The organism is Pseudomonas songnenensis (genome assembly GCF_003696315.1).
Taxonomy (GTDB): Bacteria; Pseudomonadota; Gammaproteobacteria; order Pseudomonadales; family Pseudomonadaceae; genus Stutzerimonas; species Stutzerimonas songnenensis.
In genome coordinates this window covers 441,827-456,481 of record NZ_RFFN01000003.1, presented here as the reverse complement: position 1 = coordinate 456,481, position 14,655 = coordinate 441,827, and the positions used below count along the sequence as shown (strand labels likewise).

General features: G+C 66.7%; 12 protein-coding genes. 8 read left to right on the top strand and 4 right to left on the bottom strand.

What is annotated here, in order from left to right:
• Positions 1-72 precede the first annotated feature (72 nt).
• The 8 genes from EA798_RS10785 (at position 73) to EA798_RS10750 (ending at position 10,826) form a co-directional block, all read left to right on the top strand.
• Positions 73-2,805: an AMP-binding protein gene (locus EA798_RS10785; RefSeq protein ID WP_122098938.1), complete on the top strand. Its 2,733-nt coding sequence runs from the start codon at positions 73-75 to the stop codon at positions 2,803-2,805.
• Between the two features lie 70 nt (positions 2,806-2,875).
• Positions 2,876-4,801, top strand: a complete 1,926-nt coding sequence (locus EA798_RS10780) for a bifunctional sugar phosphate isomerase/epimerase/4-hydroxyphenylpyruvate dioxygenase family protein (RefSeq protein ID WP_122098937.1) — start codon at positions 2,876-2,878, stop codon at positions 4,799-4,801.
• 119 nt (positions 4,802-4,920) lie between these two features.
• Positions 4,921-7,413: a sensor histidine kinase gene (locus EA798_RS10775; RefSeq protein WP_122098936.1), complete on the top strand. Its 2,493-nt coding sequence runs from the start codon at positions 4,921-4,923 to the stop codon at positions 7,411-7,413.
• A gap of 158 nt (positions 7,414-7,571) precedes the next feature.
• Positions 7,572-8,060: a 5-(carboxyamino)imidazole ribonucleotide mutase gene (gene purE, locus EA798_RS10770; RefSeq protein WP_013981400.1), complete on the top strand. Its 489-nt coding sequence runs from the start codon at positions 7,572-7,574 to the stop codon at positions 8,058-8,060.
• Positions 8,061-8,135: 75 nt separating this feature from the next.
• A complete protein-coding gene (locus EA798_RS10765) occupies positions 8,136-9,221 on the top strand; it encodes a 5-(carboxyamino)imidazole ribonucleotide synthase (RefSeq protein ID WP_106156404.1) in 1,086 nt (361 codons plus the stop codon).
• A gap of 86 nt (positions 9,222-9,307) precedes the next feature.
• Positions 9,308-9,559, top strand: a complete 252-nt coding sequence (locus EA798_RS10760) for a GlsB/YeaQ/YmgE family stress response membrane protein (protein ID WP_003297756.1) — start codon at positions 9,308-9,310, stop codon at positions 9,557-9,559.
• Positions 9,560-9,612: 53 nt separating this feature from the next.
• Positions 9,613-10,149, top strand: a complete 537-nt coding sequence (locus EA798_RS10755) for a DUF3299 domain-containing protein (protein WP_122098935.1) — start codon at positions 9,613-9,615, stop codon at positions 10,147-10,149.
• Complete coding sequence (locus EA798_RS10750) at positions 10,146-10,826, top strand: uracil-DNA glycosylase family protein (protein WP_106156399.1); 681 nt, start codon at positions 10,146-10,148, stop codon at positions 10,824-10,826. Before EA798_RS10755 ends, EA798_RS10750 begins: the two co-directional genes overlap by 4 nt.
• On the opposite strand, the gene EA798_RS10745 is transcribed toward EA798_RS10750, so the two are convergent.
• From EA798_RS10745 to cysT, 4 genes are all read right to left on the bottom strand, one after another.
• A complete protein-coding gene (locus EA798_RS10745) occupies positions 10,816-11,805 on the bottom strand; it encodes a 2-hydroxyacid dehydrogenase (protein ID WP_122098934.1) in 990 nt (329 codons plus the stop codon). The two genes, EA798_RS10750 and EA798_RS10745, sit on opposite strands and share 11 nt — an antisense overlap.
• Before the next feature lie 96 nt (positions 11,806-11,901).
• Positions 11,902-12,888, bottom strand: a complete 987-nt coding sequence (locus tag EA798_RS10740) for a sulfate/molybdate ABC transporter ATP-binding protein (protein WP_122098933.1) — start codon at positions 12,886-12,888, stop codon at positions 11,902-11,904.
• Positions 12,885-13,760: a sulfate ABC transporter permease subunit CysW gene (cysW, locus tag EA798_RS10735; RefSeq protein WP_106156392.1), complete on the bottom strand. Its 876-nt coding sequence runs from the start codon at positions 13,758-13,760 to the stop codon at positions 12,885-12,887. The genes EA798_RS10740 and cysW overlap by 4 nt, the downstream gene beginning before the upstream one ends.
• Positions 13,761-13,773: 13 nt before the next feature.
• Complete coding sequence (gene cysT, locus EA798_RS10730) at positions 13,774-14,592, bottom strand: sulfate ABC transporter permease subunit CysT (protein ID WP_122098932.1); 819 nt, start codon at positions 14,590-14,592, stop codon at positions 13,774-13,776.
• Positions 14,593-14,655 lie beyond the last annotated feature (63 nt).

Below are 14,655 nucleotides of genomic sequence, written 5' to 3'. Positions count from 1 at the left end.
CTCGCCGTCTCGCTGTCCTAGGTGTGCAATCCGTGCCATGGCCCGGCCGGATCTCAGCCAAGGACAGACAGCGTGACCCACGACCTAGATCCGGCCGTGCCCCGTTCGGGCGCGGCCTCCCCAGTGCTGGGCGATGCCGCAGCGAACGCCGGAGCGACCACCCTCCACGCTGCGCTCGTTCATGCTGCCCGCATGGGGCCCGAGCAGCCTGCTGTGGTTTCCACCCGCTTCGCGCCGCTGGACCATCGCGGCCTGCAGCAGATGATCGAGCAGACCCGTCGCCAGTTGCGCCTGGCCGGCTTTGGCCGCGACGCGCGGATCGGCGTGTTGCTGCCGGAAGCCCCACAGGCGGCGGTCGCGATCATTGCCATCGCCTGTTCGGCGGTTGCCGTACCGCTCGATCCGCGCCTCGGCACGGCCGAGCTGGACCAGTTTCTCAACCAGTTGCCGCTCGATGCCCTGCTGATCGGCAGCGATGGCGATCAGCAGGGCCGGGCCGCAGCCGAGCGCCATGGGCTGACGCTGATCACCGCCGAAGCGGCCGAAGACGGCACGCCGGCGTTGCTGCTCGACATGCCGGTCGCCGCGCAGCCGGCCGCCGACGAGCTGCCGCTGCCTGACGCTCCGGCATTCATCCTGCGCAGCTCCGGCACCACCGCACTGCCCAAGCTGATTCCCTTCACCCATCGCAACATGCTGACCGCAGCGCGCAAATGGCAGCGCTGGTTCGGCCTGGCTGCCGGCGACCGCTGCCTGTGTGTATCGGCGCCCTATTACTCCCACGGGCTGAAGGTCACCATCCTCACGCCGCTGCTCACTGGCGGCAGCGTCGCTTTTCCGCTCAGCCCGGCGGTGGTGGACCTGCACGAGTGGTTCGAAGCCCTGCGCCCGAGCTGGTATTCGGCCGGCCCGGCGCTGCATCGCGCAGTCCTCGAGGCCGCCACTACCCATCCCGAAGGCCTCGGCGCACACCGACCGCGCTTCGCCTCTTCCGGTGGCGCGCCGCTGGGGCAGGACATCATCGATGCCTTCGAGCAGACCATGGGCTTCCCGCTGCTGGAGCATTACGGTTCCAGCGAAGCAGCGCAGATCGCCGTCAATACCCCTGCTGAGCGCAAGAGCGGCAGCGTAGGCCGGCCGTGGCCGGAAACGTTGAGCATCGTCGACGAGCAAGGCCTGCCGGTGCCGAGCGGCCAGCGCGGCGAAATCCGCGTGCGTGGCGCAACGGTCATGCCCGGCTATCTCGGCGATGCCGCGCTGAATGATGTGCTGCGTGACGGCTGGTTCCACACCGGTGACATCGGCAGTCTCGACGAGGACGGCTTTCTTTACCTGCACGGGCGCCTGCGCGAAGTCATCAACCGCGGTGGTGAAAAGGTCAGCCTGCCGGAAGTCGACGCGGCTCTGCTGCGCCATCCGGCGGTGGCGGATGCCGCCGCGTTCGCGGTGCCGCATCCGCGCCTCGGGCAGGACGTGGCCGCGGCGGTTGTGCTGCATCCGCAGATGAGCGTCTCGCCCAACGAACTGCAGAACTTCCTGCGCGGTGAGCTGGTGTATTTCAAGGTGCCGCGACGCGTACAGGTCATCGACGCCTTGCCACGCGGGCTGACGGGCAAGGTGCTGCGCCATCGCCTGGCGGATGCGTATGTCGAGCAGCGCAGCGAGCGAGCCCGTCAGGCCGGCGCCAGCGAGGCCGCCTCGCCGCTGGAGCAGCAAGTGCTGGCGCTCTGGCGCCGCCTGCTGAAAACCGAAGCGGTAGGCCCGCAGGACAATTTCCTCGATTGCGGCGGCGATTCGCTGCTGGCCACCGAGATGCTGACCGAACTGGAGCAGATGCTCGGCCGGGTGATTCCCGAGTCGGTGCTGGTGGAGGCCGAAACCGCACGTGAGCTGGCCGAGCGCCTGGAAAATCTCGCGGCGCATGTCATCCCGGTCATCGACTTCAACGCGCAGCCGGGGCGGACGGCGCTGTTCTGGTTCCACGGCGATTTCGCCCATGGCGGCTACTACATCCGTCGCCTGGCCAGGCTGCTCGGCTCGCAGCAGCCGCTGACCGCCATTGCCCCGCATGGCATGGGCGACGAGCCGATTCCCGAATCGGTGCAGCAGATGGCCCGCGAGCGCCTGCCGCTGATCCTCGAGCGGCAGCCGGAAGGGCCGTATCGCATCGGCGGCTACTGCAACGGCGCGCTGGTGGCCTTCGAAGCGGCTCGCCTGCTCATCGAGGCCGGGCACAGCGTGGAAATCGTCGCGCTGATCGACCCGCCCACCGCCAATGTGCGGCCCTGGTCGCGGGCCATTCTGCGCACCCTGGACCGCGTATTGCCGGATAGCTACCTCGCCCGTGCCTACGAAGCGCTGAGTCGCTTCGGCGAAACCAGCAAATGGCCCTATCCGAAGCGCCTGGCCAACCTGGCCTGGAAGCTCACGCACCGCAGTACGCGCATGGTGCAGCAACGGCTGGCCGGCCATGTGCCGCCGCCCCCCACCGCACGGGACCGCGAAGTGCGAGTGCGCTTCCTGCAGTACTCGTTGGTGATGGCGCGCTACCTGCCGCAGCGTATCGATGCGCCGGTGGTCTATTTCTCTGCCGATTACACCAGCCGGGCCTGGCGCAACATGGGCGCGAGCTTCGAAAGCTATGACGTGCTCGGTGGCCATCATCGCTGCGTCAAGGACTACACCGCCTCCATTGCCACGCCGCTGCGCGCACTGCTGGAGGATTCGGCAGCGCCGATGCCCGCTCAGAGCGGTCTGAGGCTGCCCCTGACCGATCCGGCCAAGCGGGACGGTCTGGTGCCTTGAACATGACCCTGGCTTCGCCTATCCGTCGGCGGCCTGCACGGCCGCGGCCCCCGGTAACAGGAGTAACCGAATGAAGCGCTCCATCGCCACCGTGTCCCTCAGCGGTACGCTGCCGGAAAAACTCGAGGCCGCAGCGGCTGCCGGGTTCGACGGCATCGAACTGTTCGAGAACGATCTGCTGTATCACTCCGGCAGCCCGCTGGATGTTCGCCGGCGCTGCGAGGCGCTGGGGCTGACGGTGACGCTGTTCCAGCCATTCCGCGACTTCGAGGGCTGCCCGCGCGAGCGGCTGCAGCGCAATCTTGATCGCGCCGAGCGCAAGTTCGACCTGATGCAGGAACTCGGCGCCGAGCTGATGCTGTTGTGCAGCAATGTGCAGGCCGATGCGCTGGGCGACCGCGAGACGCTGCTCGGCGACCTCGGCCTCATCGCCGAGCGGGCTGGCGCACGTGGTCTGCGGGTCGGCTACGAGGCGCTGGCCTGGGGTCGCCACGTGAAGACCTGGCGTGATGTCTGGACGCTGGTGCAGCAGGTCGATCATCCGGCGCTGGGGGTGATTCTCGACAGCTTCCATACCCTGGCCCTGGGCGACGACCCGAGCGGCATCGTCGAGATTCCCGGCGAGCGGATCTTCTTCGTGCAGCTGGCCGATGCGCCCGTGCTGGCCATGGACGTGCTGGAGTGGAGCCGGCATTTCCGCTGCTTCCCCGGCCAGGGCGAGTTCGATCTGGCCGGCTTTCTCGCGCCGGTGCTGCAGGCCGGCTACAGCGGCCCGTTGTCGTTGGAGGTATTCAACGACGGCTTCCGTGCCGCACCGCCGCTTGGCATCGCGGCCGATGGCTTGCGCGCGCTGCGGCACCTGGAAGAAAAGACCGGCCAGCGACTGAACGCTTCGGCGCCGTCCGCAGCCGTCGTACCGTCGCTGTTCACGGCGCCAGGGGCACCGCGCTACGAGGGCATCGATTTTCTCGAGTTCGCGGTAGACGAGCCGCACGCGGTGCGCCTCGGCAGTTGGCTGCAGCAGCTCGGCTTCGCCCATGTCGGCCAGCACCGCTCGAAAGATGTGCAGTTGTATCGTCAGGGCGAAATCAACATCGTGCTCAACGCCGAACCCTATTCCTTCGCGCACAACTACTTCGAGGCACACGGTCCTTCGGTGTGTGCCATGGCGCTGAAGATCGATGACGAAGCATCGGCGCTGGCGCGCGCCTGCGCCTTCGGCGGGCAGCCCTATCGCGGGCTAATCGGGCCGAACGAGCGGCAGATCCCGGCGGTGCGGGCGCCGGATGGCGGGTTGATCTACCTGCTCGAATCCGGGGCGCCGGGCCAGAGCAACTACGATATCGATTTCCGCCTGCACGCCGTGGCACCCGCGGGCGCCGGCCTGCAGCGGATCGATCACATGGCCACTGCGCTGCCGGCCGAGAGCCTGGCCAGCTGGGTGCTGTTCTACCGTAGCCTGTTCGATTTCGAGGCCGACGACGAGCTGCTGCTGCCCGATCCCTATGGCCTGATGAAATGCCGCGCCATGCGCAGCCCTTGCGGCCGGGTCCGCCTGCCGTTGAACACCTCGCAGGATCGCGACACGGTGATCGCCCAGGCACTGTCCAGCTACCGTGGCGCCGGCGTGCACCACGTGGCCTTCGCCTGTGACGACATCTTTGCCGAGGTGGCTCGCGCGCAGGCGGCCGGGGTGCCGCTGCTGCAGATTCCGCGCAACTACTACGACGACCTGGCTGCGCGTTTCGACTTCGACGACTCGCTGCTCGCCGAACTGGCGCGTTACAACGTGCTGTACGACCGCGATGCCGAAGGGGGCGAGCTGTTCCACGTCTATACCGAGCCGTTCGAGGGACGCTTCTTCTTCGAGATCCTGCAGCGCTGCAACGGTTACGCCGGCTACGGCACGCCCAACGTGGCGGTACGCCTGGCCGCCATGGCCAAGCAGTGTCGCCGCAGCGCGCCCGCCGCGACCGCTCTGGCCAGCGTCTCCTGAAACCGCGGCGGTGCATGCGGCGAAGGTGATGGTTTGCCGCCGCGGCTGCGGTGCTATGATCGCGACCCTGCCGCGCCTACTGCTGATGGCGTGCCTTGCGCGGCTGCTGGAGCCCGATCGTGCCCATCCCCAAACCAATCGGCTTGCGTCAATGGATCTGGCGAGCCTTCGTTCGCAGCGCGCTGATTCCGCTGGTCCTGGTGGAAACCGCGTTGATCGCGATCTATCTGCTGACCAACGGCGCGATCCGCGACGCGCAGATCGACCACCTTCGCCAGACCGCACTCAATGATCTGCAGGCCTCGGCCAGCCTCGAATCGCGCCTGATCAGCGAGCAGCTTGCCCAGGTCGGCTCGCTTACCCAGCTCTACCGCAATCTCACCGCGAAGGCCCTGCAGGACGGAGCGCCTGCGCAGTTGCCGGAACTCGCTCTCAGCGCCGACGGCGTGCGCTACAGCCCCGACGATAACGGTGGCGCGGCGGTGTTCTATTCCGGCGCGACGCCAGCCGAGCAGCATGATCTGCAGAAGATCGCCAGGCTGCGCCAGCTGGAACCGCTGATGAAGGAAATCGAGACGCGCAACCCGCTGGTAGCAAGCCTGTATTTCAACAGCTGGGACAGCTTCAACCACATCTATCCGTGGTTTTTCACCGTCGATCAGTACCCGGCGGATATGAACATCCCGCAGTACAACTTCTATTACCTGGCCGATGCCGAGCACAACCCCTCGCGCGGCGTGGTGTGGACCGACGTCTATCTGGACCCGGCCGGGCACGGCTGGATGATGTCGGCCATTGCGCCGGTCTACCGGGATGCTTTCCTCGAAGGCGTGGTCGGCATCGACATCACCGTCAGCGTCATTCTCGAGCAGATCGACCAGTTGCAGGTGCCCTGGGGCGGCTACGCCATGCTGGTCAGCGACGACCTGTCGATCATGGCATTGCCGGAACCGGGCGAAGTGGATTTCGGTCTTGCGGAGCTGACCGATCACTCCTATCTGGAAGCGATACGCAGCGAGATGTTCAAGCCTGAGGACTTCCAGCTCGATCGCCGTCCTGAAACGGCGGAGCTGGCCGCGGCGATATCCGGTGCGCCAAGCGGCGTGCAGCGGGTGATGCTGGGCGGACGGCCGCAGCTGGTGGCGTGGACGACCGTGGCGCAAACCGGCTGGCATCTGCTGGCGGTGGTCGACGAGGCGGCGGTGTTTCGCCAGACCAACGCCCTGGCCAGCCGCTACCAGCAGATCGGCTACCTGCTGATCGCCGGGCTGGTGCTGTTCTACATCGGCTTCTTTGCCGTCATGTGGCTGCGCGCGCGCCAGCTCAGCCAGGCGCTGCTGGCGCCCATCGCGGGCATCTCGCGGATGCTCGGCGATATCGGCCTGGGCCGCTGGCGACCGGAGCCGGTGCATGCGCCGATCCGCGAGCTCGACGAGATGTCCCGGCATACCCAGGACATCGGCAGTCGTCTGGCCCACAGCGAATCCGAACGCTGGGAGGCACAGCGGCGTCTTGAGCTGGTGCTGGAGAGCGCGACCGAGAGCCTCTGGGAATACGACATGCCCAATCACACGCTGCGTCTGCGCGGCAGCATGCTGGGCCGCTTCGGCCTGCCCTCCGGCGTGCTCAGCGATCGCGAGTTCCGCCAGCGCATCCATCCGGACGACCTGCCCCAGGCGCTGGCGCAGATCGAGCGGATCCAGCAGGGCCTGCAGCAGCGCTACGAAGCCGAATACCGTTTTGCCGATGCGCTGGGCGAGTACCACTGGCTGCTCAGCCGGGGCCGGGTACTGGAGCAGGACCCGCAAACCGGCATGGTGCGGGTGCTGGCCGGCACCCATGTGGATATCGACGCGCTCAAGCGTGTCGAGGCCGAACTGCGCGCGGCGACGCTGCAGGCCGAGGCCGCCAGCGAAGCGAAGGGGCGGCTGCTCTCGGGCATCAGCCACGAGCTGCGCACGCCGCTCAATGCGATCCTCGGCTTCGCCCAGCTGATGCGCATGGACTGCGATGACAGCAGTCAATCCGAAGCGGCCGAGTACCTCGACGAGATCCTGCTCGCCAGCCGGCATCTCAACCAGCTGCTGGGCGAGATTCTCGAATGGTCCAGTCTGCAGAAGGAGCGTCCGCAGCTGGAGCTGCAGCCGGTGGACGTGTGCAGCCTGATGCGCGAATGCGCCGAGCTGGTTGCTCTGGAAGTCCAGCAGCGCGGGTTGCAGCTCGATCTGAACCTGCCGGACGACGGCCTGCTGGTGCTGGCCGAGCCGCGCCGGCTGCGTCAGGTCCTGCTCAACCTGCTGTCCAATGCGATGAAGTACAACGTGCCCAACGGTCATATCAGCCTGCGTGCCGAAAGCAGCCCGGAGCACGTGCGCATCCTGGTCGAGGACACCGGCCTGGGCATCGACCCCGCGCAGCAGGCGCAGGTATTCGAGCCTTTCCAGCGGCTCGGGCGGGAAAACAGCATGATCCAGGGCACCGGTATCGGCCTGTCGCTGTGCCTGGAGTTCGCCCGTCTGATGAACGGTCAGCTGGGGCTGCACAGCGAGCCGGGCGTCGGCAGCCGCTTCTGGATCGAACTGCCGCGCGTGGCGCCGGCGCCGCTTCAATAACGCCAGTGGCGCGGGGTACTGGCCGGTCACGCCTTGCGCTATACTGCGCGGCTTTCGCGCGGGCGGCCTGTGGTCGGATCGCGCCCACCCAGGCCACGCTCTTTTGCGTGGTTTGTTGTTCTTGACGCGCCCGCGGGCGCCCGATGAGAGGCACGACGATGAGCGCACTGGTAGGCGTGATCATGGGCTCCAAGTCCGACTGGTCCACCCTGAGCCACACCGCCGACATGCTGGAAAAGCTGGGCATCCCCCATGAAGTGACGGTGGTGTCCGCCCACCGCACCCCGGATCTGCTCTTCCAGTACGCCGAACAGGCCGAAGCGCGCGGGTTGCGCGTGATCATCGCTGGCGCCGGTGGTGCCGCCCATCTGCCTGGCATGTGCGCGGCCAAGACGCACCTGCCGGTCCTTGGCGTACCGGTGCAGTCGTCGATGCTCTCCGGTGTCGATTCGCTCCTGTCGATCGTGCAGATGCCGGCCGGCGTGCCGGTCGCCACCCTGGCCATCGGCAAGGCCGGTGCGATCAACGCCGCGCTGCTCTCGGCAAGCATCCTCGGCCATGAATTCCCCGAGTATCACCAGGCGCTGAAGAAATTCCGTGACGAGCAGACCCAGACGGTGCTCGACAACCCGGACCCGCGTGGTTGAGCCGGGACTAAACTCTGCTTCCTGGCGCCGCGCCTGTCGCGCGCTTGATCTGCCGCCTAATGAAGGGCCGTTGATATGAAAATTGGTGTGATCGGTGGCGGCCAGCTGGGCCGCATGCTGGCCCTGGCGGGCACTCCGCTGGGCATGAGCTTCGCCTTCCTCGACCCGGCGCCGGATGCCTGCGCCCAGGCCCTCGGTGAGCACATCCGCGCCGACTACGACGACAAGGATCATCTGCGCCGGCTGGCCGACGAGGTGGACCTGGTCACCTTCGAGTTCGAGAGCGTGCCGGCCGAGACGGTGGCCTTCCTCTCGCAGTTCGTGCCGGTCTACCCGAGCGCCGAATCGCTGCGCATCGCCCGCGATCGCTGGTTCGAAAAATCCATGTTCAAGGACCTCGGCATCCCCACCCCGGATTTCGCCGATATCCAGTCCCAGGCCGATCTCGACGCCGCGGTGGCCAGCATCGGCCTGCCTGCGGTGCTCAAGACCCGCACCCTGGGCTATGACGGCAAGGGCCAGAAACTGCTGCGCAAGCCGGCCGACGTCGGCAATGCCTTCGCCGAACTGGGCAGCGTGCCGTGCATCCTCGAGGGCTTCGTACCGTTCACCGGTGAAGTCTCGCTGATCGCCGTGCGTGGCCGCGATGGTGAAACCTGTTTCTATCCGCTGGTGCACAACAGCCACGAGAGCGGCATCCTGCGGTTGTCAGTGGCCAGCAGCAACCATCCGCTGCAGGCGCTGGCCGAGGACTATGTCGGTCGCGTGCTCGCGAAGCTCGATTATGTCGGCGTGCTGGCCTTCGAGTTCTTCGAAGTCGATGGCGGCCTGAAGGCCAACGAGATCGCCCCGCGCGTTCACAACTCCGGCCACTGGACCATCGAAGGCGCCGAGTGCAGCCAGTTCGAGAATCACCTGCGCGCCGTCGCCGGCCTGCCGCTGGGCTCGACCGCCAAGCTGGGCGAGAGCGCCATGCTCAACTTCATCGGCGAAGTGCCGCCGGTGGACAAGGTGATCGCCATCGAGGACTGCCATCTGCACCACTACGGCAAGGCCTTCAAGGTCGGCCGCAAGGTGGGTCACGCCACGCTGCGTTGCCCTGATCGCGCCACGCTGGACCGCCAGATCACCGCTGTCGAGACGCTGATCCCTCACGCCTGACGCCCGGCCGTCTGGCTTCGGCGAACCGCCGCAGAGCCCTCGGGTCCATTGGTTACCTACCTTTCGGACCTGAGGAGATTCATCCAATGGGCATCATCGGCACCATCATCATCGGCCTTATCGTCGGCCTTATCGCACGCTTCCTGAAACCCGGCGACGACAGCATGGGCTGGATCATGACCATCCTGCTCGGTATCGGCGGTTCGCTGCTGGCAACCTACGGGGGTCAGGCGCTCGGCCTGTACCAGGCGGGCGAGGGCGCGGGCTTTATCGGCGCCGTGGTCGGTGCGATCATCCTGCTGGTCATCTACGGCATGGTCACCAGCCGCAAGCACTGATTCACTGCGGGGCCGCGCCCTGCGGCCCCGTTCCCTTCTCATGTAGTTGCCCTATGCGCAAATCCTTCCTTTCGCTGCTCTGCTGTCTCGCCTTCGCCTCTCACGCCCTCGCCACGCCGCCCGAACTCGACTGGCTGGAACTGATGCCGCCCGAGGATCGCCAGGCGCTGGAGGAGATGCCGGAGATCGACCACGCGACGCCCGAGGACCTGGGTTTCAGCGATCAGGGCGGGCTCAAGCAGGAGGCCGGACTGCCGGCGGTGATGTATTCGGCCAAGACGGTCGCCGAGCTGAACGGCCGCGAGATCCGCCTCGGTGGCTATCCGGTGCCGCTGGAAAGCGATGCCCGCGGGCGCAGCACCGAGTTTTTCCTGGTGCCCTATCCGGGCGCGTGCATCCACGTGCCGCCGCCGCCGCCGAACCAGATCGTGCTGGTGCGCTACCCGAAGGGCATCGCCCTGGAAGATATCTACGCGCCGCTGTGGGTCGACGGTCGCCTGCAGATCGAGCCGGTCAGCAACGACCTGGCCGATGCCGCTTATGCCCTGGACGCCGCGGCGGTCGAACTGGTCGAAGAAGACGACTATTGAACCGCGTGCCTGCATCGCTGCGCCAGGCGCTGCGTGACCTCGCTGCCGACACCGACGGCATCGATACGGCGATCTATGCAACCTACGACCGTGATCCGCTGGAGCCGATCATCGGCCTCGGCGATGCCGATGCGCCGCTCTGCTTCTTCGGCCGCGACCCGGGCCGCGAGGAAGTGCGTCACGGCGAGCCCTTCATCGGCGCCGGCGGACAGATCGTCCGGCGCGTGCTCTATCGCCACCTGCACGGCGCAGAGATGCCGGACTTCGAGGCGGGACGGGCGCTGGGCCGGCACTACTTCTGGATCAACACCGTGCCGTACAAGCCCATCGGCAACAAGGCCTGGTCCATGGCGGTGAAGCGCCGCTTCCAGCCGCTGATGCGCCAGTTGCTGATCGACAGCTGGCATGGCCGGCATATCGTCACTCTCGGTCGCGAGGCCTTTCTCTGGTTCGCCATCGGCCAGCCGCGCGAGGCGCGCCAGCGCCTGGAGGCGTTCTGGCAGCGTGAGGATCGCTTTACGGCCAACCTCGATATCGATCTGCAGGACGCGCAAGGCCATGCACGAACCTTCACCCTGCACCCGCTGCCGCACCCCTCGCCGCTGAACCAGACCTGGTTCAAACGCTTCCCCGCGTTGCTGGAAGCGCGCCTGCGCCAGCTCGACGCTAGTCGCTGACCTGATTGGCGAGCTGCCCGGCCTGCCAGGCAGCGACGTTGCCCAGGGTGGTGCCGGCGATGGCCGCCAGCGCCTCCTCGGTGAGGAAGGCCTGGTGGGCGGTGACGATCACGTTGGGGAACGACAGCAGCCGCGCCAGCACATCGTCCTGCAGCGGCAGGCCGGAGTGATCCTCGAAGAACAGCCCGGCTTCTTCCTCGTAGACATCCAGCCCCAGATAGCCGAGCTGGCCGCTCTTCAGCGCGCCGATCAGCGCCGGCGTGTCGATCAGCGCGCCGCGGCCGGTGTTGATCAGCATGGCGTGCGGTTTCATGGTCGCCAGGCTCTGCTGGTTGATCAGGTGACGGGTCGCTTCGGTGAGCGGGCAATGCAGGCTGACGATATCGCTGCCGGCCAGTAGCTCGTCGATCGCCACGTAACGCATGCCGAGGCGTTCCAGCTCCGGGTTGGGGTAGGGGTCATAGAGCTGCACCTCGCAGCCGAAGCCCTGCATGATCCGCGCGAACACCGCGCCGATCTGCCCACTGCCGACCACACCGACGCGCTTGCCGACCAGATCGAAGCCGGTCAGCCCCTGCAGCGAGAAGTTGCCTTCGCGGGTGCGGTTGTAGGCACGCGGCAGGCGGCGATTGAGCGCCAGGATCAGTGCCACGGTGTGCTCGGCCACGGCATGCGGCGAGTAGGCCGGCACCCGTACCACCGGCAGGCCGAGACGCCTGGCGCAGGGCAGATCGACATGGTTGTAACCGGCCGAGCGCAGTGCGATCAGCCGCGTGCCGCCGGCCGCGAGCTGCTCCAGCACGGGGGCAGAGAGCACGTCGTTGACGAACGGGCAGACCACTTCGGCGCCCGTCGCCAGGGCCGCGGTGTCAGGGTCTAGGCGGGTCTCGAGAAAGTGCAGCTCGAAGCCGTGGGAGCGGTTGGCGGCCTGGAAGCTGTCACGGTCATAGGGCTTGCTGCTGAACAGGGTGATGCGCATGGGTGCCTCGCGATAAGGGGCGACTGCCGACAGGGTGCGACAGTTGCCCGCCGCGGCCAAGTCGCTTCTGTCGCCCGATATGACCGGCGGCACGCATCAGCCTGCGCGCAGTGCCTGCCCCTTGGGCTGGAAGTACAGCGTGCTGCCGCGTTGCACGCCCACCAGGCTGGCGTGATCGTTGCCGACCTCCGCTTCGATCGGCTCGGCTTGCCCTGCGACTTTCAGCGTGACCCGGGTCAGCGCGCCGAGCGGGCGGATGTCGCGCACCTCGCCGGCCAGGTGCTCGGCCACCGCTTCACGGCTCAGGGAAACCTCATGCGGGCGGAACAGCACACTGTGCTGTTCATCCAGCTGCAGCCGATTGGCGTCGCCGAGGAAGTGGTAGACGAACTCGCTGGCGGGGTTGGCGTACACCTCCGCCGGCGTGCCGATCTGCTCGATCACCCCCTTGTTCATCACCACGATGCGATCGGCGACCTCCATCGCCTCCTCCTGGTCGTGGGTAACGAACACGGAGGTCAGGTGCACGTCCTCGTGCAGCCGCGCCAGCCAGCGGCGCAGTTCCTTGCGCACCTTGGCGTCCAGCGCGCCGAACGGCTCATCGAGCAGCAACACCTTGGGCTCCACCGCCAGCGCGCGGGCCAGGGCGATGCGCTGGCGCTGGCCGCCGGAGAGCTGCTCGGGGTAGCGATCGGCGAGCCAGTCCAGCTGCACTAGGTTCAGCAACTCGTGAACCTTGGCGGCGATTACCGCTTCGCTCGGGCGCTGCTTCTTTGGCTTCATGCGCAGGCCAAAGGCGACGTTCTCGAACACCGTCATGTGGCGGAACAGTGCGTAGTGCTGGAAGACGAAGCCGACGTTGCGGTCGCGCACGTCGCGGCTGGAAACGTCCTCGCCATGGAATACGATGTTGCCGCTGTCCGGCGTTTCCAGCCCGGCGATGATGCGCAGCAGGCTGGTCTTGCCGCAGCCGGACGGGCCGAGCAGGGCGACCAATTCGCCGCTCTGGATGTGCAGGTCGATCGCCTTCAACGCCTGGAACTGGCCGAAGCGCTTGTTGACGTCACGGACTTCGATACTCATGGCTGTGCTCCGGTTTTCAGGCGCGCGATGCGCGATTCGCTCCACTGCTTGAGCAGCAGGATCACCAGCGCCAGGGCCAGCAGCAGGCTGGCCACGCTGAACGCGGCGACATGGTTGTATTCGTTGTAGAGAATCTCGACGTGCAGCGGCAGGGTGTTGGTCAGCCCGCGGATATGCCCGGAGACCACCGACACGGCGCCGAACTCGCCCATCGCCCGCGCGGTGCAGAGCACCACGCCGTAGATCAGGCCCCATTTGATGTTCGGCAGGGTGATGTGCCAGAACATCTGCCAGCCGCTGGCGCCGAGAAGCCGCGCGGCTTCCTCTTCGGTACTGCCCTGCTCCTGCATCAGCGGGATCAGCTCGCGGGCGACGAAGGGCACGGTGACGAACAGAGTCGCGAGGACGATGCCGGGCACGGCGAAGATGATCTGGATATCGCGATCACTCAGCCACTCGCCGAAATAGCCCTGGGCGCCGAACAGGAGCACGTAGATCAGGCCGGCGATGACCGGGGAGACCGAGAACGGCAGGTCTATCAGGGTGACGAGCAGGCTCTTGCCGCGGAACTCGTACTTGCTCACGCACCAGGCGGCGGCGACGCCGAACACCAGATTGAGTGGCACCGAGATGCCCACGGCAAGCAGGGTGAGCTTGAGCGCCGCCAGGGCGTCGGGCTCGAAGATGGCGGTGAAAAATGTGCCGAAGCCCTGCTTCAGTGCCTCGCTGACGACGATCAACAGGGGCAGCAGCAGAAACAGCGCGAAGACCAGCCAGGCGGCGACGATCAGCAGCCGGCGGCCAAGGGCGTTGCCGCGGCGCGTTGCGTTGGCGGTGCTGTTTGCAGTCACCGATAGGGAAGCGGAAGTCATGTCGGTGGCCTCTTCAGGAACGCGCGATGCGGCGCTGCAGCAGGTTGATGAACAGCAGCAGGACAAACGACACCACCAGCATCAGCACGCCGATGGCGGTGGCGCCGGCGTAGTCGTACTGATCCAGCTTGACCATGATCAGCAGCGGCAGGATCTCGGTCTTCATCGGCATGTTGCCGGCGATGAAGATCACCGAGCCGTACTCGCCGACGCCGCGGGCAAAGGCCAGGGCGAAGCCGGTCAGCCAGGCTGGCAGCAGCGCTGGCAGCAGCACATGGCGAACAACCTGCAGCGGCCGGGCGCCGAGGCAGGCCGCGGCTTCTTCCACTTCACGCGGGATATCGGCGAGCACCGGCTGAATGGTGCGCACCACGAAGGGCAGGGTGACGAAGGTCAGCGCCAGGGTGATGCCCAGCGGACTGTAGGCGATCTTGAAGCCCAGCTCGGTAGCGAACTGGCCGATCGGTCCGTTAGGCGCGTACAGCGCGGTGAGGGCGATGCCTGCCACCGCGGTCGGCAGGGCGAAGGGCAGGTCGATCATCGCCTCGATGATCTTGCGGCCGGGGAAGCGATAGCGCACCAGCACCCAGGCCAGCAGCGTGCCGATCACGCCATTGAGCACGGCGGCAGCGAAGGCGGTGCCGAAGCTCAGCTTGAGCGCCGCCAGCACGCGCGGCGCGCTGACGATGGCGATGAACTGCGCCCAGGAGAGCTCGGTGGTCTTGAGAAACAGCGCACCCAGGGGAATCAGCACCAACAGGCTGAGGTACACCAGGGTGTAACCCAGCGTCAGCCCGAAGCCGGGTATGACGGAGGAGGTTCGGCGGGACATGACTATTCCTTCGACAGGGCGGAAAAGAATCCGCCGTGGTCATCGCGATCCGATTGAGGAGGT